The sequence below is a fragment of the Nocardiopsis sp. LOL_012 genome (assembly GCF_048060475.1).
Lineage (GTDB): Bacteria > Actinomycetota > Actinomycetes > Streptosporangiales > Streptosporangiaceae > Nocardiopsis.
This window is the reverse complement of sequence record NZ_JBHMIV010000017.1, coordinates 60168-85738: the sequence shown is the minus strand read 5'-3', so window position 1 is coordinate 85738 and position 25571 is coordinate 60168. Positions and strand designations below refer to the sequence as shown.

General features: G+C 70.6%; 23 protein-coding genes. 19 read left to right on the top strand and 4 right to left on the bottom strand.

From position 1 onward, the window contains the following. Nucleotides 1-55: 55 nt before the first annotated feature. The 3 genes from panC to ACFHWE_RS13205 all read left to right on the top strand — a co-directional run bounded on the left by panC (nucleotide 56) and on the right by ACFHWE_RS13205 (nucleotide 4404). Nucleotides 56-970: a pantoate--beta-alanine ligase gene (gene panC, locus ACFHWE_RS13215; protein ID WP_416601589.1), complete on the top strand. Its 915-nt coding sequence runs from the start codon at nucleotides 56-58 to the stop codon at nucleotides 968-970. After that, the gene (locus tag ACFHWE_RS13210; protein ID WP_416601587.1) at nucleotides 967-3558 is read left to right on the top strand and encodes an L-aspartate oxidase; all 2592 of its coding nucleotides are present in this window, start codon (nucleotides 967-969) and stop codon (nucleotides 3556-3558) included. Before panC ends, ACFHWE_RS13210 begins: the two co-directional genes overlap by 4 nt. A gap of 63 nt (nucleotides 3559-3621) precedes the next feature. Further along, nucleotides 3622-4404 (top strand): type III pantothenate kinase, encoded by a 783-nt coding sequence (locus tag ACFHWE_RS13205; RefSeq protein ID WP_416601586.1) that lies wholly within the window; start codon nucleotides 3622-3624, stop codon nucleotides 4402-4404. A gap of 42 nt (nucleotides 4405-4446) precedes the next feature. On the opposite strand, the gene ACFHWE_RS13200 is transcribed toward ACFHWE_RS13205, so the two are convergent. Both ACFHWE_RS13200 and ACFHWE_RS13195 read right to left on the bottom strand, forming a co-directional pair. Next, nucleotides 4447-4866, bottom strand: coding sequence for a PIN domain nuclease (locus ACFHWE_RS13200; protein ID WP_416601584.1), 420 nt, complete (start codon nucleotides 4864-4866; stop codon nucleotides 4447-4449). A gap of 4 nt (nucleotides 4867-4870) precedes the next feature. Next, on the bottom strand, nucleotides 4871-5083 hold the full coding sequence (locus ACFHWE_RS13195; protein WP_416601582.1) for a type II toxin-antitoxin system VapB family antitoxin: 213 nt from the start codon (nucleotides 5081-5083) through the stop codon (nucleotides 4871-4873). 142 nt (nucleotides 5084-5225) lie between these two features. Here ACFHWE_RS13195 and lysX point away from each other — a divergent pair, with 142 nt between their 5' ends. From lysX to ACFHWE_RS13160, 7 genes are all read left to right on the top strand, one after another. After that, entirely contained in the window at nucleotides 5226-6722 is a 1497-nt protein-coding gene (gene lysX, locus ACFHWE_RS13190; RefSeq protein ID WP_416601581.1) for a bifunctional lysylphosphatidylglycerol synthetase/lysine--tRNA ligase LysX, read from the top strand. 631 nt (nucleotides 6723-7353) lie between these two features. After that, entirely contained in the window at nucleotides 7354-7677 is a 324-nt protein-coding gene (locus ACFHWE_RS13185; RefSeq protein ID WP_416601632.1) for a LuxR family transcriptional regulator, read from the top strand. A gap of 123 nt (nucleotides 7678-7800) precedes the next feature. Beyond that, nucleotides 7801-8373 carry an amino-acid N-acetyltransferase gene (locus ACFHWE_RS13180; protein WP_416601579.1) on the top strand — a complete coding sequence of 191 codons (573 nt, stop codon included), beginning with the start codon at nucleotides 7801-7803 and terminating at the stop codon, nucleotides 8371-8373. 407 nt (nucleotides 8374-8780) lie between these two features. After that, nucleotides 8781-9056, top strand: a complete 276-nt coding sequence (locus ACFHWE_RS13175) for a hypothetical protein (protein ID WP_416601578.1) — start codon at nucleotides 8781-8783, stop codon at nucleotides 9054-9056. Nucleotides 9057-9264: 208 nt separating this feature from the next. Beyond that, complete coding sequence (locus tag ACFHWE_RS13170) at nucleotides 9265-9603, top strand: histone-like nucleoid-structuring protein Lsr2 (protein ID WP_028646632.1); 339 nt, start codon at nucleotides 9265-9267, stop codon at nucleotides 9601-9603. 737 nt (nucleotides 9604-10340) lie between these two features. Further along, entirely contained in the window at nucleotides 10341-12851 is a 2511-nt protein-coding gene (locus ACFHWE_RS13165; protein WP_081748527.1) for an ATP-dependent Clp protease ATP-binding subunit, read from the top strand. 102 nt (nucleotides 12852-12953) lie between these two features. After that, nucleotides 12954-13754 (top strand): DUF3105 domain-containing protein, encoded by an 801-nt coding sequence (locus ACFHWE_RS13160; RefSeq protein WP_416601576.1) that lies wholly within the window; start codon nucleotides 12954-12956, stop codon nucleotides 13752-13754. A gap of 25 nt (nucleotides 13755-13779) precedes the next feature. Here ACFHWE_RS13160 and ACFHWE_RS13155 read toward each other — a convergent pair whose 3' ends face one another. Then, the gene (locus tag ACFHWE_RS13155; protein ID WP_416601574.1) at nucleotides 13780-14655 is read right to left on the bottom strand and encodes an A/G-specific adenine glycosylase; all 876 of its coding nucleotides are present in this window, start codon (nucleotides 14653-14655) and stop codon (nucleotides 13780-13782) included. Nucleotides 14656-14718: 63 nt separating this feature from the next. Between ACFHWE_RS13155 and ACFHWE_RS13150 the strand changes: the two genes are divergently transcribed. Continuing rightward, complete coding sequence (locus ACFHWE_RS13150; RefSeq protein WP_416601573.1) at nucleotides 14719-15489, top strand: hypothetical protein; 771 nt, start codon at nucleotides 14719-14721, stop codon at nucleotides 15487-15489. Between the two features lie 116 nt (nucleotides 15490-15605). Then, nucleotides 15606-16064, top strand: coding sequence for an SSI family serine proteinase inhibitor (locus ACFHWE_RS13145; protein ID WP_416601572.1), 459 nt, complete (start codon nucleotides 15606-15608; stop codon nucleotides 16062-16064). A gap of 6 nt (nucleotides 16065-16070) precedes the next feature. On the opposite strand, the gene radA is transcribed toward ACFHWE_RS13145, so the two are convergent. Then, nucleotides 16071-17438, bottom strand: coding sequence for a DNA repair protein RadA (gene radA / locus ACFHWE_RS13140; RefSeq protein ID WP_416601570.1), 1368 nt, complete (start codon nucleotides 17436-17438; stop codon nucleotides 16071-16073). Nucleotides 17439-17597: 159 nt separating this feature from the next. On the opposite strand from radA, the gene ACFHWE_RS13135 reads away from it, so the two are divergent. The 7 genes from ACFHWE_RS13135 to ACFHWE_RS13105 all read left to right on the top strand — a co-directional run bounded on the left by ACFHWE_RS13135 (nucleotide 17598) and on the right by ACFHWE_RS13105 (nucleotide 25484). Then, the gene (locus ACFHWE_RS13135; RefSeq protein ID WP_416601568.1) at nucleotides 17598-18509 is read left to right on the top strand and encodes an SGNH/GDSL hydrolase family protein; all 912 of its coding nucleotides are present in this window, start codon (nucleotides 17598-17600) and stop codon (nucleotides 18507-18509) included. Nucleotides 18510-18736: 227 nt separating this feature from the next. Further along, complete coding sequence (locus ACFHWE_RS13130) at nucleotides 18737-19300, top strand: C40 family peptidase (protein ID WP_416601566.1); 564 nt, start codon at nucleotides 18737-18739, stop codon at nucleotides 19298-19300. 85 nt (nucleotides 19301-19385) lie between these two features. Beyond that, complete coding sequence (locus tag ACFHWE_RS13125) at nucleotides 19386-20330, top strand: sugar phosphate isomerase/epimerase family protein (RefSeq protein ID WP_416601564.1); 945 nt, start codon at nucleotides 19386-19388, stop codon at nucleotides 20328-20330. An 89-nt stretch (nucleotides 20331-20419) separates the two neighbouring features. Further along, entirely contained in the window at nucleotides 20420-21214 is a 795-nt protein-coding gene (gene proC / locus ACFHWE_RS13120; RefSeq protein ID WP_416601562.1) for a pyrroline-5-carboxylate reductase, read from the top strand. Nucleotides 21215-21690: 476 nt separating this feature from the next. Then, complete coding sequence (locus ACFHWE_RS13115; protein ID WP_416601560.1) at nucleotides 21691-23223, top strand: DUF1109 domain-containing protein; 1533 nt, start codon at nucleotides 21691-21693, stop codon at nucleotides 23221-23223. A 147-nt stretch (nucleotides 23224-23370) separates the two neighbouring features. Then, entirely contained in the window at nucleotides 23371-24531 is a 1161-nt protein-coding gene (locus ACFHWE_RS13110) for an acetoin utilization protein AcuC (protein WP_416601630.1), read from the top strand. A 155-nt stretch (nucleotides 24532-24686) separates the two neighbouring features. Next, entirely contained in the window at nucleotides 24687-25484 is a 798-nt protein-coding gene (locus ACFHWE_RS13105; protein WP_416601558.1) for a phosphatase, read from the top strand. The last annotated feature ends 87 nt before the right edge of the window (nucleotides 25485-25571 follow it).

The following is a 25571-nucleotide window of genomic DNA, read 5'->3' as shown; positions in this document are numbered from 1 at the left end:
TACCGCACCGCGGACCCGAGGGAGTACCGGCAAGGCCCTCACGGGAGAGAACGAGATGACCACGACCAGGACACCCGCCACGAGCGGGCCCGGTGTCGCACGCACGCCAGGGGAACTGCGCTCCGCGCTCGCCGGGGCCGGCCGCCTGGCACTGGTCCCCACCATGGGCGCCCTGCACGAGGGCCACCGCAGCCTCATGCGCCTGGCCCGCGCTGAGGCCGACACAGTGGTGGTCAGCGTCTTCGTCAACCCGCTCCAGTTCGGTCCGGGGGAGGACCTCGACCGCTACCCGCGCGACCTGCCAGGGGACGTCCGCCAGTGCGCCGAGGAAGGGGTGGACGTCGTCTTCGCCCCCGACACCGCCACCATGTACCCGCGTGAACAGATGATCACCGTCGACGCGGGCACCATGGGCGAGCGCCTCGAAGGCGCCTCCCGGCCGGGGCACTTCACCGGAGTGCTCACCGTGGTCGCCAAGCTCTTCCACCTGGTCCGCCCCGACCTCGCCGTCTTCGGGGAGAAGGACGCCCAGCAGATCGCCCTCGTCCGGCGTATGACGGCCGACCTGAACCTCCCGGTACGGATCGTCGGCGCGCCCCTCCTGCGCGACCCCGACGGGCTGGCGGCCTCCAGCCGCAACGCCTACCTCTCCGCGCGGGAGCGGGAGAGCGCCCTCGCCCTGCCGCGGGCGCTCTCGGCCGGCCGCGCCGCCGCGGACCGGGGGCCGGACGCCGTCCGCGCCGCCGCCCGCGCCGTCCTCGACGGGGCCGCGCGGGCCATCCCGCCGATCGCGCTCGACTACCTCGCGCTCGTGGACACGGCCACCTTCGACGAGGTCGGTGCAGACCACACGGGGCAGGCCTGCCTGGCAGTCGCCGCCCGTGTGGGGAGCACCCGGCTCATCGACAACGTGACCGTGCGCCTGGCGGCCGCGGACATTGGCGGCACTCCTGAAGGGGACAGCAGTTGAGCACACCCGAACAGACCCGGATGCACGCACCCGAGCCCTCGTGGACCGTCGGCGCCGACGTCGCCGTCATCGGTTCGGGCGTGGCCGGCCTGAGCACCGCCCTGCGCTACGTCCAGCGCACTGAGCGCGGACGCGTCGTCCTCGTCACCAAGGACCGCCTCTCCACTGGCTCCACCTTCTACGCCCAGGGCGGTATCGCCGCCGCTATGGCCCCCGGGGACGGCCCTGTGGCACACATGGTGGACACCCACATCGCGGGGGCCGGGCTGTGCGACCCCAACGCCGTGCACGTCCTGGCCAACGAGGGCCCCGGCGCGCTGCGCTGGCTCATCGGCCTGGGAGCCGACTTCGACCGCACGGACCGGGGCGAACTGGCCCTCACCCGCGAGGGGGGCCACCGTGCCGACCGGATCGCCCACGCCGGAGGGGACGCCACCGGTGCCGAGATCCAGCGGGCCCTCCAGGCGGCCGTCCTGGCCGAGGAGCGGATCGAGGTGATCGAACACGCCCTCGCCCTCGACGCCCTGCGTGCCCCCGGCACCGGCGCCGTGTGCGGTGCCACCCTCCACGTCATGGGCGAGGGGACGCGCGACGGTGTCGGCGCGGTCCTGGCGCCCGCCGTCGTCCTGGCCACCGGCGGGCTGGGACAGGTCTTCGCCGCCACCACCAACCCGCCGGTCTCCACCGGAGACGGCCTCGCCCTCGCCGCCCGCGCCGGGGCTCGCCTGCGTGACCTGGAGTTCATCCAGTTCCACCCCACCGTCCTCTGGTTGGGTCCCGACGCCCGGGGGCGGCAGCCCCTGGTCTCCGAGGCCGTGCGCGGCGAGGGCGCCTACCTGGTGGACGGCGACGGCAACCGGATCATGAAGGGCGTCCACGACCTGGCCGACCTCGCCCCCCGGGACGTGGTCGCCACGGCCATCGCCCGCACCATGGCCGCGACCGGGACCGACCACGTCCGCCTGGACGCGCGCCACTTCGGCCGGGCCCGGTGGGAGCGGCGCTTCCCCACCATCCTGGCCTCCTGCCGCGCGCACGGCGTCGACCCGGTCACCGAGCCGGTCCCGGTCTCACCCGCGGCGCACTACGCCTCGGGCGGGGTCGAGGTCGACATCGACGGGGCCACCGGGGTCCCCGGCCTCTGGGCCGTCGGCGAGGTGGCGCGCACCGGTGTGCACGGGGCCAACCGGTTGGCCTCCAACTCCCTCCTGGAGGGGCTGGTGTACGCCGACCGGATCGCGGCCCGTCTCGCGGAGCGGCGGCGGCCAGTCCCGGCCGAGGGGCTCGCCACCGGCACGGCCCTGCCCCTGGCAGCCCCCGAGGGGACCTCCCGGATGCGCGCCCTCATGTCCCGGCACGCCGGGGTGCTGCGCACCGGTGAGGGGCTGGCCGAGCTGACCGCCGACCTCGACGCCCTGGCCCGGGCGGGCGGGGGCGCGGCCCCCGACACCGCCTCGTGGGAGGCGACCAACCTGCTCACCGTGGCGCGGCTCGTGGCCGCCGCGGCACTGCACCGTACCGAGAGCCGGGGTTCGCACCAGCGTGCCGACCGCCCCGGGCCCGTCCCCGCGCTGCGCGTGCGGAGGAGTGTCCTGCGCCTGGAAGGGAACACGCCCGTGACCACCGACGAGGACTGGACCCCGTCCCTGCCGACCGCACTCGTCGCCGAACTGGACGCGATCACGTTCCCCCTGGCGACGGGCGGGGCCGAGCCGGACGCGCGCGCCGAGTTCACCCTTTCCTGCACCGCGCCGCACCGGTCCCACGTGGACCTGGTCCGGCGCGCCCTGTCCGAGGACCTCACCGCGGGGCCGCGCATCGACGTCACCACCGTGGCCACCATCCCCGAGGACCAGGTGCGCACGGCCCACGTCGTGGCCCGCGCGGACGGCACCGTGAGCGGTCTGCCCCTCGCCGAACTCGCCTTCTGGCTCGTCTGCTCCGGTGCCCTGGAGGTCACCCGCAGGGCCGTCGACGGCGACGCGGTCGCGCGCGGGGACGTGCTCATGTCCGTCACCGCCAGGACCCGGGACCTGCTCACCGCGGAGCGGACCGCGCTCAACCTGCTCACCCACATGTCCGGCATAGCCACCGCCACCCGTGCGTGGGTGGACGAGGTGGAGGGGACCGGGGCCCGGATCAGGGACAGCCGCAAGACCACACCCGGACTGCGCGCCCTGGAGAAGTACGCCGTCCGCTGCGGGGGCGGTGCCAACCACCGCTACGGTCTCAGCGACGCGGGGCTGGTCAAGGACAACCACGTGGTCGCCGCCGGCGGCGTCGGCGCCGCGGTGCGCGCCGTCCGTGAGCGCTTCCCCGAGCTGCCGCTGGAGGTCGAGGTGGACCGGATCGACCAGATCGAGGACGCCATCGGCGCCGGGGCCGGGGAGATCCTCCTGGACAACTTCACCGTGGAGCGGCTGCGGGAGGCCGTCGCCCTGGTCGACGGCCGCGCCCGGCTGGAGTCCTCCGGCGGGCTGACGCTCGACGTTGCGCGGGAGGTGGCCGAGACGGGTGTGAACTATCTGGCCGTGGGAGCCCTCACACATTCCAGTCCGGCATTGGATATCGCTCTCGACCTGTCGTGACTGTCCCTGTTGGTGCAAGATGCCCTGAGATAAGCGTTCCGACCATGGATGAGGGTCCCCAGCATGCTGCTCGCGATCGACGTCGGCAACTCCGAGACGGTGTTCGGTCTCTTCCAAGGCGATGACCTCGTCGAACAGTGGCGGGTGGGTACCGACCGGCGCCGCACCGCCGACGAGTGGGCGGTGGTGTTGCGCGGACTCATCGACGGCAGCGCGATGGGCGGTCAGGGGGACGTCGACGGCCTCTCGATGTGCTGCTCGGTGCCGTCGGTGCAGCACGAGATGCGCGACATGTTCCGGCGCCACTTCGGGGACGTGCCCGCCGTGATCGTCGAACCGGGGGTCCGGACCGGGGTACCGATCAGGATGGACAACCCCAAGGAGGTGGGCAGCGACCGGATCATCAACGCGCTGGCCGCCAAGCACCTCTACGGCGGGCCGGCCGTCGTGGTCGACTTCGGCACCGCGACCACGTTCGACGCGGTCAGCGTGAAGGGGGAGTACGTCGGGGGAGCGATCGCTCCGGGGATCGACATCTCGGTGGACGCCCTCTCCCGGCGCGGCGCGCAACTGCACATGGTGGAGATCGTCAAGCCGCGCGCGGCGATCGCCAAGAACACCACCGAGGCCCTGCGCTCGGGGATCGTGTTCGGGTTCGCGGGGCAGGTGGACGGGATCGTGGACCGCATGGTCACCGAGCTCACCGACGCCCCGGACGACGTCACCGTGGTCGCCACCGGCGGCCTGGCCCCGGTGGTGGTGGGGGAGTGCGAGACCGTGGACGTGCACGACCCGTGGCTGACGCTGGCGGGGCTGCGCCTGGTCTTCGAGCGCAACGTGGCCTGACACCGTCGCGCGGGGGCGGCGTGTCCGCCCCCGTGAAGGCTCCTAGGCCTGGTTGTGCCGCTGGACCCGCAGACGGGGGAAGACCTCGGCCAGGTGGTCGAAGTCCCGGTCGCAGTGGACGAGGACCGCGTCCGTGCGCAGCGCGACGGCGGCGATGAGGCAGTCCATGTGCTTTCTGATCGTCTTGCCCTTGGACCGGGCCGTTCTGTAGATGATCGCGGCTTCGCGGAAGTCGAACGTGGGCTCGACCGTCAGCCGGCTCTGTGCCTGGAGCATCGCGTCCAGTCGGAAGAACGCGTTCTCGGACCTGGCACCGGAGAGGAGCTCGCACATGACGGGGTCGGTGGTCGCCACCTCCTGTCGGGTGTCGCGCAGCTCCTTGACGAACAGGTGGGTCTCCGACCCCGTGCCCCCGATGTATTCGAGCCAGGCGGAGGTGTCGAGAAGGTAGGTCTTGTCCATGTGCCTATGCGTCCTCGAAGCCTGAACGGCGCATCTCGTCCAGATCGCCCTCCCAGATGTTGCTTCCTTCGAGTTCTTCCATCAGTTCGTAGCGGCGTCCCGTCCCGGCCACGTGGCGCAGTCCGAAGTCCACGGCTTCCCGTTTGGTGCGCAGACCGTACTTCTGCATGACCGATGTGACCAGTTCGTCGTCGATGTCAATGTTTGTGCGACTCATGCACCCAGTTTACACCTGTCGCGGAAGGTGATGAGTCAATCGCGCTATGTCCGCATTGTCGGATTGCGGGCGGGTGTCGGTGACCGGAAGCCGCCTGTGGACGGCGACATTCGGGTGCCGGGAGGAGAGTAGGATCGGGGCCGTGAATCACGCGCACGACGACACCTACGACGACCTGCCCGAACAGATGCGGGTCCGGCACCAGAAGCTGGACCGTCTCCGGGAGGAGGGCACCGACCCCTTCCCCGTGACCTTCCCGCGGACCACGTCGACCGGTGCCGTGCGAGAGAAACACCAGGGGCTGGAGCCGGACACCCACACCGGGGACAAGGTCGGCATCGCCGGCCGGGTGATGCTCTACCGCACCGGCGGCAAGCTGTGCTTCGCCACCCTGCGCGACGAGACCGGCGACCTCCAGGTCATGCTGTCCCTGGACCGGGTCGGCAAGGAACGCCTGGATGCCTGGAAGGCCGACGTCGACCTCGGCGACCACGTCGGGGTGGAGGGCGAGGTCATCACCTCCCGCCGCGGCGAACTGTCCGTCATGGTCACCTCCTGGACGCTGACCGCCAAGTGCCTGCGCCCGCTCCCGGAGAAGCACAAGGGGCTCACCGACCCCGAGGCACGGGTTCGCCAGCGCTACCTCGACCTCATCGTCAACCCCGAGTCCCAGCAGATGGTGCGCCGCCGGTCGGCGGCGGTCCGCGCGATCCGCGACGGGCTCAACGCCCGGGACTTCGTCGAGGTCGAGACCCCGATGCTGATGCGGGTGCACGGCGGGGCGACGGCCCGCCCCTTCACCACGCACATCAACGCCTACGACATGGACCTGTACCTGCGGATCGCCCCGGAACTGTCGCTCAAGCGGCTCGTGGTCGGCGGTCTGGAGAAGGTCTTCGAGATCAACCGCAACTTCCGCAACGAGGGCGCGGACTCCACGCACAACCCCGAGTTCACGATGCTGGAGTTCTACCAGGCCTACGCCGACTACAACGTCATGGCGGACATCACCCGGGAGCTCATCCAGGACGCGGCGCGGGCCGTGTTCGGCACCACGGTGATCGAACGCGACGGCCAGAGCTTCGACCTGTCGGGGGAGTGGCCGCAGGTCACCCTCTACGGCACCGTGTCCGAGGCGCTGGGCACCGAGGTCACCCCGCGCACACCGGTGGAGGAGCTCCGGCGCCTGGCCGAGGGGCGGGGCATCGAGTTCGACCGGGGCTGGGGGCCGGGCAAGCTGGCCGAGCACCTCTTCGAGGAGCTGGTGGAGCACACCCTCGTCCAGCCCACGTTCGTCAGGGACTTCCCGCTGGAGACGAGCCCGCTCACCCGCCAGCACCGGGAGGACCCGCTGCTGACCGAGAAATGGGACCTGATCGGCTTCGGTATGGAGCTGGGCACGGGCTACTCGGAACTGGTGGACCCGGTCGAACAGCGCCGCCGCCTCACCGAGCAGTCGCTGATGGCGGCCGAGGGCGACCCGGAGGCCATGCAGTTGGACGAGGACTTCCTCCGCGCCCTGGAGTACGGCATGCCGCCGTCGGGCGGGGTGGGGGTCGGTATCGACCGGCTTCTGATGGCCTTCACCGGAAAGAACATCCGGGAGACCGTCCTCTTCCCGATCGTCAAGGGCGAGTGATCCGGGACGGGTATCGGGGACACCACCGGCCCGAACGGCCGGACGGGGGTGCCGCGTGCCGACGCGGCGCCCCCGCCCGCCTTCCGGAGTGTGGTGTACGACACTGTGCCGGGTCCGCTGCCGAGCGATCCGGTCTGAACGCGCCGCCGTGCCGGGATATCTCCGGGGATACTGTTGCGTTCCCTGCACGGGAGTGTTTCCCAGGTCACTAGCGTGCGAAGTAGGTGGTCGACGCAGGGTGGTGCGCCGTACGTCGGTTCCCTTCATCCTCTCGGTCACCGAAGGGGACTCTTCTGCTGCACATGGTGATTTGCCAGGTCTTGACGGTATCCGTGCCGACGCCTAGCGTGCACATGCGGACCTTGGTCCGTGATCATCGAAGTGGATCGGATCCGACAGCGAACGAGGGAGGCCGCCCCGCGGTCTGAGAATCCCGTATGCACGCGCACTCCTCGCCGTGGCCTGACCGTCCCGGGCCGCTAGGAGCCGGTGCGTGCGACTCGTGTGCCCCCGTCCCGCCCCCTGTGCCAGAGGGGGCCGACGGCGGCAGGCGGGGTTCGCGCCCTTCGGGGCATCCGGTCCGCCCAGGTGAGGAGGTTGTTCCGCACTCACATGGATGAGGGAGGACGGAGTGGAACAGGCCGTACTCGCACGACGCGACGTCGAGGACCAGGACGTTCTACAGGAGCGGGAGCACCGGCCGAGCGTGGTCCCCTTGCAGGGCGGCTCGCGTGACGCGGCGCTCAAGGGCGTCTACGCCCCGCCTGAACTGGACCGCGAGGACCTGGAGCTGCTCGCGGAGATCGCCACCGGCGTCACCACCGAGGTGGCCGCACGGCACCTCGAACTCAGTGCCCGTACTCTGCGCCGCCGTATCCGTAACATTTGCGACGTGCTCGGGGTGAACACGTCCATCGAGGCGGTCGTGTGGGCGGCCCGCCGCCACCTGATCTGAACCGCGCCGCCCCGGTGCCTCGGGGCCCGCGTGGGGTCCACCCGGTCTGGGCGGGTGGACCGCACCCACCGGAAGGTGTTCCGGTGGGTGCGTGGACCCGGCGAGGCGTAGTCTGGTGCGGCTATGTCCGTTCGCCATGTCCGAGTGCGTCGAGCCAGAACGCGCGACGTACTCCATATCCGCCGTCTCGTCGACACGTACACGGTCGATCGCCGTGTGCTCTCCAAGAGCACGGTCAACCTCTACGAGGACGTCCAGGAGTTCTGGGTGGCCGAGACGGAGGCCGACGCGCCGCCACCGAACCCGTCGGCGGCCGCGGCTGAGGGCGGGCCGGCGCCGCGGGTCGTGGGGTGCGGTGCCCTGCACGTCCTCTGGGAGGACCTCGCGGAGGTGCGCACCGTCGCGGTCGACCCCTCCTTGCGCGGATTCGGGGTCGGTCACCGAATCGTGACCGAGCTGCTCGACACGGCGCGTGAGTTGGGGGTCCGCCGTGTGTTCTGTCTGACATTCGAGACCGGATTCTTCGCCAAACACGGCTTTGCCCCTATCCAGGGCACCCCTGTGTCGGCCCGGGTGTACGAGGAACTCCTCCGATCCTACGACGAGGGTGTCGCCGAATTCCTGGATCTGGAGAGGGTTAAGCCCAACACCCTCGGGAACACGCGGATGCTCGTGCACCTGGACGACGGGCACTGAAGCGCCTTGCCTAAAGGCTTTCGGACCGTCTCGGGCCGGAGTTCCCGATACCTCGTGTGTCGGCGCGAGTGTTCGGGTACGCCGGGTGACGCGGTTATACGCACCGCGCGGTATGCCGGTGCAACAAGCGGGGTAATGTGGAGTCGCCGGATCGAGTTCGGCCGGGCGGCTACCAAGGGTCGCGATTCGGGTTCGCTGTGCGGACCGTGGCCGGAGAGCACCGCGGATCCGAACACACCGACAGGGATTCGGGTTCGGTCACGGGCCCTGTGCCCAACCGCCGACATGCGATGGTGAAGCCGGGTATACGTTTGCACGCCGACTCAGTGGCATCCCTGAGAGCCGGACCCGACCCTGAGTCGGTTATTTGCTGCAATAAGTGACAAGCAGGAAGGGTGGCCGCTTCGATGGGTGACCTCATCTCGTCCGTGGTTCCCGCCGGGTTGATCGACGTATTGTCCGCGCTGATCCCCCCGGTGGTCGTCGCGTCCGTCTTCTCCGCCTTCGTCATCAAGCTGCTGCGCCGTGAGATGGCGCCGCGCAGGATGGACGGAAGCCGAGCCTCGGATAACGCCGCCGAGGTGAAGGACGACGTGAACGCCTCCGGAGGCTCCGGGGCCGAGACGGCGGACGGTACGCCGATTGTCGGGAGCGGGAACACCTCGGAATCCGACAGCCGTTGATACGGTACTCGCCGAGTCGGGCGCCCAGGGGCCGATCGGGCTGCCACCGCCGGTGAGCGCTGCCCGCTTCCGGCGGCCGATCCCCTCCGAAACCCTCCGGTGACCGGAAGGCCGATTACTGGCGCGCCGGGGAATTGTCTTTTGCGCACTCGCGAGATAGCTTTATATTCAGGTGCGAAGGCACCGCTCTTCCGAAAGGTTTGAATCCATGGCACAGAAGGTCCAGGTTTTCCTGGTCGATGACCTCGACGGCGGCGAGGCCGAGGAGACGGTGACGTTCGGTCTGGACGGCTCCGTGTACGAAATCGACCTCAGCGCGGGTAATGCCGCCAAGCTTCGCGAGGCCCTTACGCCCTTCGTCGACGCCGCCCGTAAGGCTCCGGCCAAGTCACCGCGCGGTACCGCCCGTAAGGGAAGCCGGAATGCACCCAGCCGTGAGCGCAGCGCCGAGATTCGGGCGTGGGCCAAGGCGGCCGGCAAGCCCGTCAATGAGCGCGGCCGTATCCCGGCGAAGATCGTTGCCGAATATGAGGCCGTCAAGGGCTAGTGCACCGACGGAGCCCGGGTTAGCCGAAATGTTGTGAGTTCTTGATCTGATGAAGGCCGCCGTCTTCGGTGGGCCGACCCGAACCTGAAGTCCCCGGACCCCCGGAACGTTGGGAGTCCGTGTGACGCGGGGATATGAGGGGATAGCCGGGAGTGCATCGGAACTCATAGTGAGGGGCCCGGCGAGAGGATGCCCGGCGCTCGGGGCGGCGGGCGGAGAACGCCGCGCGCATGATCCCGTGGCGGCGGAGGGTGTGCCGTGGCCGAGAGGGCCCGGTACGGCCTCGCGGTCCCCGTTCTCGCGGAGGCCCTCTCTTCCGCCCCGCGCCTCTGGGCGGAACCGAGCCTCCTCTTCTTCCGCGGTCCTATGCCGGGTCGTTCACAACTACACATCCGCGTGTTCGCTCAGAGCCGATTTTCGGGCTTACACAGGTGCGGTCCGGGGCTCCTGTGATGGATGGGAGCCCCGGACCGTTCGCCTTCGGCGTACAGGGAAATCTAGCGCCCTGATTAGTAGTTGGATGTTGGGTGAACGCCCTATCGTCGGGGAAAGTCTCTGGCACGGACGGCTGCGGCCGACCGGGCGGAGAGGCGTCCGACCGGTCGGCAGCCAGCCGCCCGGCAGGACGGGTGCGGCAGTGCTCCCCGGGGCGGTTATCCCTGTGGGGCCGATATGCGGAAGAGTTGGGTCGGCGAGTACCGTCCCTGCCTGACCGCTCTGTAGAGGAGCGACGAGACATGTTCGAGAGGTTTACCGACCGCGCGCGGCGAGTGGTTGTCCTGGCCCAGGAAGAGGCCAGGATGCTCAACCACAACTACATCGGTACGGAGCACATCCTGCTCGGCCTCATCCACGAGGGTGAGGGTGTCGCCGCCAAGGCCCTGGAGAGTCTTGGCATCAGCCTCGAAGCGGTTCGGCAGCAGGTCGAGGAGATCATCGGCCAGGGGCAGCAGGCGCCTTCGGGGCACATCCCCTTCACCCCGCGCGCCAAGAAGGTCCTGGAGCTGTCGCTGCGCGAGGCGCTGCAACTCGGCCACAACTACATCGGTACCGAGCACATCCTGCTCGGCCTGATCCGCGAGGGCGAGGGTGTGGCCGCCCAGGTCCTGGTCAAGCTCGGTGCCGACCTGAACCGTGTTCGCCAGCAGGTCATCCAACTGCTGCACGGGTACCAGGGCAAGGAGCCCCAGGCCACCGGGGCGTCCACCGAGTCCACCCCGTCCACGTCGCTGGTGCTGGACCAGTTCGGTCGCAACCTGACCCAGGCCGCCCGGGAGAGCAAGCTCGACCCGGTCATCGGCCGGGACAAGGAGATCGAGCGCGTGATGCAGGTGCTCTCGCGGCGGACCAAGAACAACCCGGTGCTCATCGGTGAGCCCGGCGTCGGTAAGACGGCGGTCGTCGAGGGCCTGGCGCAGAAGATCGTCAAGGGGGAGATCCCCGAGACGCTCAAGGACAAGCAGCTCTACACCCTCGACCTGGGCGCACTGGTCGCGGGCAGCCGCTACCGCGGTGACTTCGAGGAACGCCTGAAGAAGGTGCTCAAGGAGATCCGCACCCGCGGCGACATCATCCTGTTCATCGACGAGCTGCACACGCTGGTCGGCGCGGGCGCCGCCGAGGGCGCCATAGACGCCGCCTCCATCCTCAAGCCCATGCTGGCGCGGGGCGAGCTGCAGACCATCGGTGCGACCACGCTCGACGAGTACCGCAAGTACCTGGAGAAGGACGCCGCGCTGGAGCGCCGCTTCCAGCCGATCCAGGTGGACGAGCCGACCACCAAGCACGCCATCGAGATCCTCAAGGGGCTGCGCGACCGCTACGAGGCCCACCACCGCGTGTCGATCACCGACAGCGCCCTGGTGGCCGCCGCGCAGTTGGCCGATCGCTACATCAGCGACCGGTTCCTGCCGGACAAGGCGATCGACCTCATCGACGAGGCCGGCTCCCGGATGCGCATCCGCCGGATGACCGCTCCGCCGGACCTGCGCGAGTTCGACGAGAAGATCGCCGACGTGCGCCGGGAGAAGGAGTCCGCGATCGACGCGCAGGACTTCGAGAAGGCCGCGTCCCTGCGCGACGACGAGAAGCAGTTGCTGAACAAGAAGGCGCAGCGGGAGAAGGAGTGGAAGGCCGGCGACATGGACGTCGTGGCCGAGGTCGACGAGGAGCTCATCGCCGAGGTCCTGGCCGCCTCCACCGGCATCCCGGTCTTCAAGCTCACCGAGGCGGAGAGCTCCCGGCTGCTGCGTATGGAGGACGAGCTGCACCGGCGGGTCATCGGCCAGGAGGACGCCATCAAGGCGCTCTCGCAGGCGATCCGCCGCACCCGGGCGGGTCTGAAGGACCCCAAGCGTCCCGGTGGTTCGTTCATCTTCGCCGGCCCGTCCGGTGTGGGTAAGACCGAGCTGTCCAAGACGCTGGCCGAGTTCCTGTTCGGGGACGAGGACGCGCTCATCCAGTTGGACATGAGCGAGTTCATGGAGAAGCACACCGTCTCCCGGCTGTTCGGCTCCCCGCCCGGATACGTGGGCTACGAGGAGGGCGGCCAGCTCACGGAGAAGGTGCGGCGCAAGCCGTTCTCGGTGGTGCTGTTCGACGAGATCGAGAAGGCCCACAACGACATCTTCAACTCGCTCCTCCAGGTGCTGGAGGAGGGCCGTCTCACCGACGCCCAGGGTCGCAACGTCGACTTCAAGAACACGGTCATCATCATGACCACCAACCTGGGCACCCGGGACATCTCCAAGGGCGTGGCGATGGGCTTCGCCAAGGAGGACGACGCCCAGACCAACTACGAGCGGATGAAGGCCAAGGTCAACGAGGAACTCAAGCAGAACTTCCGGCCGGAGTTCCTCAACCGGGTGGACGACGTCATCGTCTTCCACCAGCTCACCGAGTCGGAGATCTTCCAGATCGTGGACCTGATGATCACGAGCCTGGACAGCCGCCTCAAGGAGAAGGACATGGGGATCGAGCTGCGCCCCGCCGCCAAGAAGGTGCTGTCCGAGCGCGGGTTCGACCCGGTGCTGGGCGCGCGGCCGCTGCGCCGCACGATCCAGCGGGAGATCGAGGACCAACTGTCCGAGAAGATCCTGTTCGGCGACCTCAAGTCGGGCCAGATCGTGGTGATCGACGCCGAGGGCGAGGGCACCGACGCCAAGTTCACCTTCAAGGGCGTGCCCAAGCCCGCGGAGGTTCCGGACACGCCCGCGGTCGAGGGCTCGGCCGCCGGCAAGGGCGAGTAGGGCGCCGACCGGTCCGCGGACCGGACGGCGTGCGTGAGGGGGCGTCCCGCCGGGGCGCCCCCTCCGCCGTGCGGGTACGCGGACCGGTTCTAGGATTCTCGGATGAGCCATCCCCAGGAACCGCAGGGGCCCGGTCTGCCGCCCCAACCCCCAGTCGGACCGCCGCAGGGCGGCCCTGCGCAGCCCCCTCACGGTCCACCGCCCCACTACGGTCCGCCGGGCATCCCACCTCCCGGATACGGGCCACCCGCTTATGGCCCGCCCGGTCCGCCGCCCCGGAAGAAGGGTGTCGGCGCCGGAACCGTCGTCGGTCTGGTCGTCGGTGCCGCGGTGCTGGCGGTCGCGCTCCTCGTCGGTACCACCCTGGTCCTCGTGAACCTGAGCGAGGAGGGGAGCGGAGGGGGCCTGGCAGACGGTTCCACGGGAGAGGTCAGCGAGTACGAGGGCCTGTCCCAGTCTCACGTGGCCGACGGCGTCACGGTCGACTACGCCGTGTTCCCGCCGGTGGGGGGCGACCACTACAACCGCTGGCAGAACTGCGGGGTCTACACCGAGCCCATCATGAACGAGACGGCCGTGCACTCCCTGGAGCACGGGGCCGTGTGGGTGACCTACGATCCCGCCGCCGTGGACACGACGGAGGCGGGGCTCCTGGGGGGCCTGTACTCACCGGGCTCCTACGTGATCGTCAGCCCGATCGAGGCGGGGATGCCGGCTCCGGTGGCGGCGTCGGCCTGGGGTGTGCAACTGCTGCTCGACGCACCCGACACCATAGCTCTGGAGGACTTCCTCCAGGAGCACGAGCAGGGGCCGAACACACCCGAACCCGGTGCCCCGTGTGCCGGGGGCTTCGGGGGCACCGCCGCCGACTTCCGGTCCTCCTTCGAGGGCACCACGGTCTGAGCGCCTCCTGCGGACCCTCCCGGGGTCACCCCGGGAGGGCGTAGCGGCCGTCGTCGAGGGGGTCCACGAGCCCGTCAGCCACGAGGGCGTCGAGCGCGCGCTCACGCTGGACACCCTCGTCCCAGACGGCGTCCAGCGCCTCCTTGGGCACCGGTTCGGCGGACTCGCGCAGCACGGCCAGCAGCCGCCCGCGCACCTGACGGTCGGTACCGGCGTAGCGCTGCCCCCGCCGGGGCGGCCCGTCGTGAGCGGGCTTTCCGGCCAGCTTCCAGGCGCACTGGTGCGCGATCGGGCAGTCCGCGCACGCGGGGGCGCGGGCGGTGCACACGAGCGCGCCCAGTTCCATGACGGCCACGCCCCACCGGGCGGCCACTGACGGTTCGGTGGGAAGGAGGGACTCGGCGAGCGTGGTCTCCGCCTTGGTCTGGGTTTTCGGCGGGTACTGAATGCCGGTTTCGGCTCGGGCGAGAACGCGGCGCACGTTGGTGTCCAGAATCGCGTGCCGTTGACCGAAGGCGAAGCTCGCGACGGCCGCGGCCGTGTAGGCGCCCACACCCGGAAGTGACAGCAAGGTCTCGTGGTCGTCTGGAACCTCGCCGCCGTACCGCTCGGTGAGCGCCACCGCGCAGGCGTGCAACCGGAGCGCGCGGCGAGGGTAGCCGAGCCGGTTCCACATGCGCACGGCCTCCCCGGAGGGTTCTTTCGCCAGGTCAGCGGGGGTGGGCCACCGCTCCATCCAGGAGTGCCAAGCGGGCAGGACCCGGACGACCGGGGTCTGTTGGAGCATGATCTCACTGACCAGGACGGACCAGGGCGAGGCGTCGGGAGTACGCCAGGGCAGGTCACGTGCGTGGGATTCGTACCATGCCAGAACCGTGGCGCTGTAAGGGTTATCGCTCATCTTTAACGGGAAATCGGCGGGTTGGGTGGGTGTGCGGCCCGAGAAACCGCAATACTACGGGCCATGGCGTCAAGTACCGGACATCCAGGAGCCGTCAGCCGCGAGATCTACTGGAGGAGGCGTGTGTTCGTCCTCGTGGGGGTCCTGTTGGTGTTGGCGGTGATCGCTGTCGCCTGCCTACCCTCGGCCGGGGACGAGACCGATCCGACCACGGCCCAGGCGGATGCCGGGGGAGCGGCGGACGTCTCCCCTTCCCCCAGTCTCTCACCCGAAGACCTCGCCGGGGACGAAAGCGGAGAACCCGAGGAGGAGGCCTCCGAGGGGGAGGAGGACTCCGAGGGCTCCTCCGGTGACGGGGATTCCGAGGGGGCCTCCGACGGGGAGGGATCACAGGAGGGCTCCGGCGGACCGGCGGTTCCCCAGCGGGCCAGTGACCCGTGCCGGCCCCAGGACGTCGTGGTGACGTTCGAGTTCGAGGAGGAGGACCGGCAGGTCTACGGATCGGGGCAGGAGCCCGGGTTCCGGATCACCGTGGTCAACACCGAGGAGCAGACCTGCACCGTGGACGTGGGCCCCGAGGCCATGGAGATCCGTATCCACTCTGGAGACGACCGGATCTTCTCCACGGCCGACTGCGTCGGCAAGGGCGCCGCCTCCGACGAGCAGCGGATCAGCCGGGGCGTGCCCTACGAGCACACGTTCACCTGGGGGCGGGAGCGCTCCTTCACCGACTGCCGTGACGCCACCGGCACCCGGCCGGGCTGGTACCGCGCCAACCTGCACGGGGACTACGCCGGCGGCACCGGGGAACTCGTGTTCCAGCTCAAGGTGTGAGCCGGGGCAGGGAGCGGCGCGCTCCCGGCTCGCCGACACGGGGCGCGGGTCCCGGGGCGGACGCACCGGCGCGGTTACGCTCTGTGCTCTGGTCCACGAGTTTTCCTGGAGTACCTGTGAAGCGATGGGGAATCGTCCTGGCCGGAGCCCTCGCCCCGGCTCTCGCGCTGCCGCTCTCCGCCCCCGCCCAAGCGGACGAGAGCGAACGGCGCACCTCCTACCGGATCCAGATCGAGCGGCAGGCCACGGGCCAGACGAGGGAGGTGACCCTGTTCTGCGGCCCGGACGACGGCACCCACCCCGACCCGGCCGGTGCGTGCACGCTCATCGAGGAGTTCGGCTCGATCGCCGACGTGGACGTCCGCAGCGGGTTCTGCCCGGCCGTCCACGACCCCGTGACCGCCAAGGCCTGGGGGGCTGAGCACTACCGGCGGGACTTCTCCAACCTGTGCCTGCTCCTGGAAGCCAAGGGCGCGGTCTTCGACCTCTGGAGCGGGGGGAACCGCGCCGGGGCCCAGGAGACGGAGGGGGCGGCCGAACGCGGTGACACGTGGGTCCGGGGCTACCACGGCTAGAGCCGGTCAGCCGCCCTTGGAGCGTTTGGAGCGGCGCGCCACCCAGGCGAGCGCTTCGGAGAGCTCCTCGACCTCGTGTGTGCGGATGCCCGGCACCGGGTCGCCGAAGTGCTTGGGGACGACCGCTTCGACGAAGCCCAGGCGCTGGGCCTCCGCCACCCGGCGCCGCACCCCGGTCACGGACCGGATGTCGCCCGCCAGCCCCACTTCGCCTATCGCGACGAACCCGCGCGGCAGGGGCACGTCGTTGTTGGAGCTTCCTGCGGCCAGCGCCAGGGCGAGGTCCACGGCCGGCTCGCCCAGCCGCACGCCGCCCACGGTGGAGGCGTAGACGTCCATGTTGGCCAGCCGCATGCCCGTTCGCTTCTCCAGGACAGCGAGGATCATGTTCACCCGTGAGGTGTCCAGCCCCGACGTGGCCCGGCGGGGGGCGGGCAGCGGGGTGGGCGCGACCAGCGCCTGGACCTCGGTGATGAGCGGGCGACGCCCCTCCAGCGTGACCGTCACGCACGTGCCGGGGACGGGGTCGGTGCGTTCGGTGAGGAAGAGGCCGCTGGGGTCGGGGAGGCCGACGATGCCGCTGTCGGTCAGTTCGAAGCAGCCGATCTCGTCGGTGGGCCCGTAGCGGTTCTTCACGGCGCGGAGCAGGCGCAACTGTGAGTGGCGCTCGCCCTCGAAGTGCAGCACCACGTCCACCAGGTGTTCCAGCAGGCGCGGACCGGCGATGGAGCCGTCCTTGGTGACGTGCCCGACCAGGACGGCGGCGATCCCGCGCTCCTTGGCGATCTGGATGAGCGCCCCCGTCACCTGGCGGACCTGGGTGACCCCGCCGGGGACACCGGAGACGTCGGGGGAGACCATCGTCTGGACCGAGTCGACGATGAGCAGGCGGGGGCCGACCGCGTCGACGTGGCTGACCAGGGAGGCGATCGAGGTCTCGGCGGCGAGGAACAGCTTGTCGGAGAGCGCGCCGAGCCGCTCCGCGCGCAGCCGGACCTGGCCCGCGGACTCCTCGCCGGTGACGTAGAGCACCGGGCCCTGCGCGGCGCGCTCGGCGGCCACCTCCAGCAGCAGGGTCGACTTGCCGACCCCCGGCTCGCCCGCGAGCAGCACCACGCCGCCAGGGACGGCGCCGCCGCCGAGGACCCGGTCGAGTTCGTCGACACCGGTGGGCACGGCCTCGGCGCTCTCCACGCTGATCTCGGTGATGGGGCGGGCCCGGGAGGTCACGGGCGCCGCCGCAACGGCAGCCGGGGCCGGGGCCCCTGCCTCCTCGACGGTGCCCCAGGACTGGCACTCCCCGCAGCGGCCCACCCACTTGAAGGTGGTCCACCCGCACTCGGTGCACTGGAACGTGGACTTCGCTTTGGCCATGTCCGACACGCTAACCGGTCGGTGGGACAGGCGGGGACGGCCTGTGGACAGGCCGGGGAGCGGGAAAGTTACCCGTGGGTCGGCGTCCTTGTCGCGCAGGACGTACAGGAGAATGCGTTCCGTCACCCTCGCAGTCCCCCGCCTTGGAGAGGAACCCGCGTGCCCCGCACCGACCGCAGTACGGCCGTGTCCGAAAACCGCTATCCGCGCTCCTTCCACGTGGTCGTCTCGCTCTCGGCCGTCCTGTGCCTGACCGCCTCGCCGGTGTTCGCCGACACGGGAGAGGGAGCCGGGTTCGAGAGCTACACGGCCCTGGGCGACTCGTTCACCTCGGGGCCGCTGATCCCTCCGCAGGCGCCGGGCGCCGATCCCCGCTGCCTGCGGTCCTCGGTCAACTACCCGAACCTGGTGGCCGACGCGCTGGGCGTCGCCGAGTTCACCGACGCGAGCTGCTCGGGGGCGGTCATCGCCGACCTGAGCGGTCCCCAGTACACGGAATTCGCCGACGTGCCCGCGCAGTTCGACGCGCTCGACACCGGCACCGACCTGGTGACGATCGGGATCGGCGGCAACGACCTGGGCTTCTCCGAGGTGTTCGCCGAGTGTGCCAAGAGGAGTCTGCGCAACCCGCTGGGGAACCCGTGCGAGGACCACTACGGGGACGAACTCGACCGCAGGGTCGAGGCGTTGCGGGGGCGTGTGGCGGGGGTCTACGCCGAGGTCGGTGAGCGCAGCCCCGGTGCGGTGGTCGTCGGTGTCGGCTACCTCCAGATCCTCCCGGAGAGCCGGGGATGCTGGCCCACCGCGCCCATCGCCTGGGGCGATGTCTCCTACCTGGACGGGGTCCAGACCGCGTTCAACCGGATGCTGGAGGAGGAGGCGCGGGCCGCCGGAGCCGTGTTCGTCGACGTCTTCGAACGCGGCCACGACGTCTGTGCGCCCGCCTCCGAGCGCTGGGTGGAGGGGCTGGTCCCGGAGAATGCGGCGGCCCCGGTGCACCCGAACGAGGCGGGGATGGCCGCTGTCTCCGAGCGCGTTCTGGCGGAGCTGGGGGCCGGGGTCCGCGTGTAGCCGGTTCGGGAAGATCATCCCGATGCTCGCAGGGGTGGACGTTTGCTACCTGATGAGTCATATGTCCGCGTTGTGTGTCGGGTTTTACCTTCTGCATACGCGACTTTGGCTACGTATGGTTATGAAACCATAGCCAAAAGTGACGAAGAGTGATGCGTTGGTTGCAGCACTCCGCGCTGAGGCGCGGGGGAGCACCACGCACCCGACCGAAGGGGAGAACCTTCGTCATGCTGCAGTCGTGTGATCACGAGCAAACCCGGGCCTGCCGTCCCTCCGACCCCGGGCGGCAGGCCTCGCCCACGCGGCCCACACGGCCCCGTCGGCGTACGCTCGCCGCCACCGCGGCGGCCACCGCGCTCCTCCTGACAGCGGTTCTCGCGCCCGCCCCGGCCCTCGCGGCGGCGGTGCCCGACCGGCTCCAGCCGGCCCTGCCCTCGTCGGTGGCCGAGACCGTCATCAGCGCCGCGCAGTCGAAGATCGGGGTGCCCTACGGCTGGGGAGGCACCGGGCCGCGCTCCTTCGACTGCTCCGGACTCGTCCAGTGGTCCTTCCGCCAGGCCGGGATCACCCTTCCCCGGGTCGCCCACGACCAGGCCGCGTCGGGCACCCGCATCCCCTACTCCAGCGCCCGCCGCGGGGACATCCTCTACTGGTCCAACCGCTCGGGGTACGTCTACCACGTCGGCATCTACCTCGGCGGAGGCCGGATGATCGACGCCCCGAAGACGGGCGACCACGTCCGCGAGCGTGACGTGACGATGTACAACCTCGGCGGAGCCGTGCGGCTGTGAACACGGTCGGCGGCGGGGCGCACGGCACGCCGTGCCCCCCGCCGCGGGCGGCGCTCCGGCCCGCGGAGCGCATACTCTGGGTCCCGTGAGCCCTATCGAGGTCCCAGACGCGCCCGTCGTCCTGTCGACGGCGTCGGTCTACCCGGAGAAGACCCCGGCCGCCTTCGAGATCGCCGCGCGGCTCGGGTACGACGGTGTGGAGGTGCTGGTCTCCTCCGACCCCGCCAGCCAGGACATCGACCTCCTGCGGCGCCTCTCGGACTACCACCGGATGCCCGTCACCGCCGTCCACTCCCCCTGCCTGGTCCTCACCCAGCGGGTGTGGGGTCGCGACCCCTGGGGCAAACTCGTCAAGTCCAAGGAGATGGCCGAGGCCCTGGGGGCGAAGGCGATCGTGGTCCACCCGGCCTTCCGCTGGCAGCGCGAGTACGCCAAGGGGTTCGAGACCGGCATCGCCCGCATGCAGGAGGAGACCGACGTCGTCTTCGCCGTGGAGAACATGTACCCGGTGCGCGTACGCGACCGCGAGGTGGTGCCCTACGCGCCCAGTTGGAACCCCCTCGACCGCGACTACGCCGACGTCACGCTCGACCTCTCCCACACGGCGATGTCCGGTTCCGACGCCATGGACATGGCCAGGCGCCTCGGCGACCGGCTCTCACACGTCCATGTCGCCGACGGGTTCGGCGGCCAGAACCTCGACGAACACCTCATCCCCGGCCGCGGACGCCAGCCCGTCGCCGAACTCCTGGAGCACCTGGCGGCGACCGGCTACGACGGCCAGCTCGTCCTGGAGGTGAGCACCCGCAAGGCCCCCGACCGCCGGACCCGCATGCGCGAACTGGCCGAGGCCCTGGCCTTCACCCGTCTGCACTTCGCGGGGCCCACCGGCGGCCCCGGGCGCCTGGACCGGCGCGAACGCGTCGCCACGGCTCGGCGCAGGCCCGCCGCGCCGCCCCGGCACTTCACCGTCGACCCCGAGGGCAGGGCCGAGGACACGGACGGGACGGAGGGGCCCGGCCACCCCTGAACCGGGTTTCCGCCGTCTGGGACGGGCGGTGCGCGGCGGTCCGTCCGGGCCGTTAGCGTGGAGGTGACCCGGAGAGAGGACACACCTTCATGATCGCGATCATCGGCGCTGGGAAGATGGGCGAGGCGCTTCTCGCCGGGATGCTGGCCGAGGGCCACGAGCCGGAGCGCGTCCTGGTCACCGAACCGCGCGCGGAGCACGCCGAGGAGCTCCGGCGCCACTACGGGATCGACGTGGTCACGGCCACGGACGCGGCCAAGCGCGCGGACACGCTGATCCTGGCGCTCAAGCCTCAGGACCTGCCCTCCCTGCTGGACGACATCGCGCCGCACGTGTCCCCGGACCTCCTCGTCATCTCGGTGGCGGCGGGGCTGACCACCGCCGTCCTGGAGGCGCACCTGCCCTCCGGCGTGCCCGTCGTACGGGCGATGCCGAACACGCCCGCGCTCATGGGCAAGGGCATGACCGCCATCGCGGGCGGCGCCGGAGCCGGATCCGGGCACCTGGACCGCGCCGAGGGCCTGCTGGGCTCGGTCGGCGACGTCATCCGGGTCGGCGAACAGCACATGGACACCGTCACGGCGCTCTCCGGAAGCGGCCCGGCCTACTTCTACTTCATCGCCGAGACCATGGTGGAGGCGGGCGTGGCGATGGGTATGCCGCGCGCCACCGCCCTGCGGCTGGTCCAGCGGACGATGACCGGTGCGGGTGCGATGCTCACGGACTCCGGTGAGCACCCCGTCGTGCTGCGGGAGGCCGTCACCTCGCCGGGCGGCACCACCGCCGCGGCGCTCAGGGAGCTGGAGCGCCACGGTGTGCGCGCCGCCTTCACCGATGCCATCGAGGCGGCGCGCGACCGCAGCAGGGCGCTGTCGGGGGGCTGAACCGGGGGGCCGGTGTGGCCGGGTCCGGCCGCGGGCGGGCGCGTCGATCGTCACGATTGCCGGATATGGTGCGAAGCAGGGACATGCCCTTCCTTGCTGGCCTCGTTGCATGAGGCCCTCCCGACCTCCCGACCCCCACAGGGTGCTCCATGACCTCACCTCCTCCGTTCGACCCTTCGCAGCCCCAGCCCGACGAAGGGGGCGCACAGCAGCCGGCGGGGCCCCAGCCCCCGCCGGGGCCTCCGCAGCCCCAGGGCCCTCCGCCCGGGCCGCAGCCCCACTCGGGCCCCCAGCAGCCGGGCCCGCCTCAGTACATGCCCCCGCACGGCCAGCCGCCGCCGGGCCCCTACGGGCCGCCGTCGGGCCCCTACGGGCCGCCGCCTCCGGGCGGGGAGCCGCCGCGGGGACAGTTCGCCGCGCCGCCGCCGGGCGCCGTCGGTATGGGACCCCCGCCGGGCGGAATGCCGCCGGGCGGAATGCCGCCGGGCGGAATGCCGCCCGGGCAGTTCGGTCCTCCTCCTCCGCGTCCGCCTCGGATGGGGTTGTTCTCGTCGCCTTCGGGTGTGCGTGCGGCGCTGCTCAACCTGTCCGGTCTGGGGATCGGGTACGCGTATCTGAAGCGGTGGCTGTTCTTCGGTGTGGCGCTGGCCGTGACGGTGGGTCTGCTGGTGGGTGCGGCTCTGCACGGTGCGGCCGACCACCTGTTGGTCTGGGTTCCGGTGCTGGTGGTGTGGTTTGCGGCCACGGCGGTGCACGGGTTGTTCGCCGGTCGTGCCCGTGATGAGCGGACCGTGGCCTCGGGCGCGCAGCCCGCGCGCAGGGGTGTGCCGGTGTGGGCGGCGGCGGGTGTGGCCGTGGCCGTGCTGGCCGCTTTCGTGGCAGTGTGGCAGGTGGGGGAGTGGCGGTTGCGGGTGGCCGACGCGGTGCACGCGCGTGGTGAGTGTGGTGAGGCGGTGGGTCTCTACGGGCAGGTGGAGGCCGGGTTCCAGTTGTCGATGAACCCCTCGCTGACCGAGCGCGCCCGCGACGGTGTCGAGGCCTGCGAACTGCTGACCCGTGCCCAGGACCAGGTCGCCTCCGAGCACTACGACCAGGCCCTGGACACCTACAGCACCTACTTCGACCACTCGGCCTCCCAGTGGGAGGACACCGACGGCGAGGTGGCGGGCACCTACCTCTCTTACGCGCGGACCGTGGCCGACACGGCCGCCGAGTCCTACACCGGAGTCGTCACGGACGAGATCCGCGAGGGCTTCCAGAGGGCCTACGAGATCTACAGCACCATCCCCGAGGACTACTCCGGCACGGAGGCCGCGGACCAGGTGCCCGAGGCGCTGGTCTCGCTCTACGACCTGGGGACCGGGGACTACGCGGAGGAGCGCTGGTGCGCGGCCTTCGACCAGATCGAGGTGTTCGCCGACCTGGACTGGTCGGCCGCGCCCGAGGTGGTCGACCGTATCGACGCCGAGGCTCCGGACGCGGCGCTCAAGTGCGGCTGGGCCGAGGTCGAGGACGGCTCCGCCGACACGGCGCAGGAGATGGTCGACTTCCTCGGCGCGGACTACCCCGGCCACGAGGCCGAGGACGTGGAGGACCTGGTGCGCCACGTGGGCGCCGCCCACCTCGAAGAGGAGATGGACTCGCTCACCGCCATCGGCGAGAGCGACTTCGACCCGGTGCCGATCGGTGGCGGGGGCGGCGACAAGACCGTCCTGGAGATCACCAACGACAGCCAGTACGAGATGCGGTTCCTGTACGTCGGCGAGGACGGGGTCCACGACGAGGTCACCACCCCGGCCTGTGACGACTGCGGGGAGTACAGCTCGCCGCCGACCGGCAACTCCTGTTTCGAACGGGGCGGGGAGGTCATGCGGCTGGAGCTGGAACCGGGTGAGTACCGCGTACTGCTCACCCGGGGCGGTTCGCTCTCCGTCCCGCTGCACGGCACTGTGGACTTCAGCGCCGGGGACACCTACGACCTCTGCTACTACGTCACCACTCAGCAGTAGCGGTGCGCGTTCCGGGGCGGCGGGGAGGAACCTCCCCGCCGCCCCGGCGTTTCTCCGCCGGGTCGGCTGTGCGTACTGTGTGCGGTAGAGCACGCTTACCTGGACGGGGGTCGGGACATGGGAGGGCGCACGCCCTGTTCGCTGCGGGTGGCCTGGGACGACGGACTCACCGCCTACGACTTCGGGCCCCAGCACCCCCTGGCGCCCATCCGCGTGGAGCTGACCATGGCGCTCAGCCGCGAGCTGGGAGTCCTCGACGAGCCCGGGGTCGCGCTCATCGACGTCGAACCCGCCTCCGACGAACTCCTCCAGCTCGTGCACGACCCCGCCTACGTGGCCGCCGTCAAACGGGCGGGCAAGACACTGCGTCCCGACGACGAGCACATGCTCGGCACGGCGGACAACCCGGTCTTCCCGGACATGCACGACGCGGCCGCGCTCATCTCCGGTGCCTCGGTCGCCGCGGCCCGAGCCGTGTGGAACGGCGAGGCCGCGCACGCCGCCAACATCGCGGGCGGGCTCCACCACGCCATGCGCGGCAACGCCTGGGGCTTCTGCGTGTACAACGACCCCGCGATCGCCATCGCGTGGATGCTGGAGCAGGGCGCCAAACGGATCGCCTACGTGGACGTGGACGTCCACCACGGCGACGGGGTGCAGCGGGCCTTCTACGACGATCCGCGCGTGCTCACCATCAGCCTCCACGAGTCGCCCACCACCCTCTTCCCCGGTACCGGGCACCCCTTCGAGACCGGAGGCCGCGGGGCCGAGGGGTACGCGGTCAACGTCGCCCTCCCGGCCGGGACCGGTGACGCCGGCTGGCACCGAGCCTTCGAGGCCGTCGTCCCGCCGCTGCTGCACGAGTTCCAGCCAGAGATCCTGGTGACCCAGCAGGGCTGCGACACCCACGCCCTGGACCCCCTGGCCAACCTCACGCTGAGTCTCGACGGCCAGCGCCGGGCCTACGAGGAACTGCACAGGCTCGCGCAGAAGACGGCGGGCGGCCGGTGGCTGCTGTTCGGCGGGGGCGGCTACGGTCTGGTGCACGTCGTGCCCCGGGCGTGGACCCACCTGCTGGCGGAGGCGGCCGGGGTGCCGATCGCCCCCCGGGCGGCGACCCCGCAGGCCTGGCGCGAGTTCGCCCGCGAGCGGACCGGCGAGACGGCCCCGCTGTACATGACCGACGGCCGCGAGGTGGAGTTCGCCCGGTTCGAGGACGGCTACGATCCGGGCGACCCGGTCGACAGGGCCATCAACGCGACCCGCACCGCCGTCTTCCCCAGCCACGGGATCGATCCGAGCCTGTGACGCCCTTCCCTTGAGCAAGGGGGAGAACACCTCCAACGCGGGTGTAGAGCGTCGAGTGGGTAGGAAGAGGTTGAATACCGGGCGAACGGGAGCAGGCGTCGTGGTGGTCGCACGGCGTGGCGCGTGCTCGCCGCGCATATGAGGAAGGGGAACACGTGACGCCGCCGACACGCGCTGAGCTCATCACCCATCTGGTGCGAACGGGGATCGCGGGGCATGTCGACACCCCCAGACAGAACAACCTCCGGCACTACCGCCGACTCGTCCAGGGGGACCCTTACCACCGGTTCGGCCTGACCTTCTCCCAGGACTGGAGCTTCTCCGAGGTCCTCTCCCTGATGAACAAGCGCTGCGGTGTGGTGGACGACGAGGAGCACGTGTGGGGGATCGACACCATCGACCCCGACCTGACGGTGGACGCCCTCGAAGGCGTGGCAGACAGGTTCGCCCTGGCAGCCGAGCGCCGTGAGCGCGTCATGTTCGCCACCGGACACCCGCTCAAGCTCAGGGAGACCTACCGGGCGTGGAAGGACGCGCTCGCCGCGCGCGGATGCCCAGTCGTGACCGCCGCCGCGGGGTTCAGGTACGAACTGGACACCGAGCGGCCCCCCAACGGCCGGATCGTGGAGTGGAGAGGCGGGGTCGCCATCGTGACCGACGGTCACACTCCGCGTCACAGCCATCACCCGTTCGCGATGCGCGCCATCCTCGACGACCTCTCCTCGCGTGGCGAACCGTGGCCGCAGTTGGTCATCGCCGATCACGGGTTCGCCGGTGCCGCGGCGGAGTCCGGAGTCCCCACCGTCGGCTTCGCGGACTGCAACGACCCCGCTCTGTTTCTCGCCGAACACGAGGGGAAAGTGCTGGTCACCGTGCCTTTGGACGACGGATACGAGACCGAGGACTACGTCCCCCTGCGTGATTACGTTCTCGCTCGGGCGGGGCTTATGTGACCAGGGTCGACCATTTATACCCACGCTTAAACATCCTTGGCGCCTTCACACGGGGGTGGCGCGGAAGAGAGGACAAACGCCCTTTCG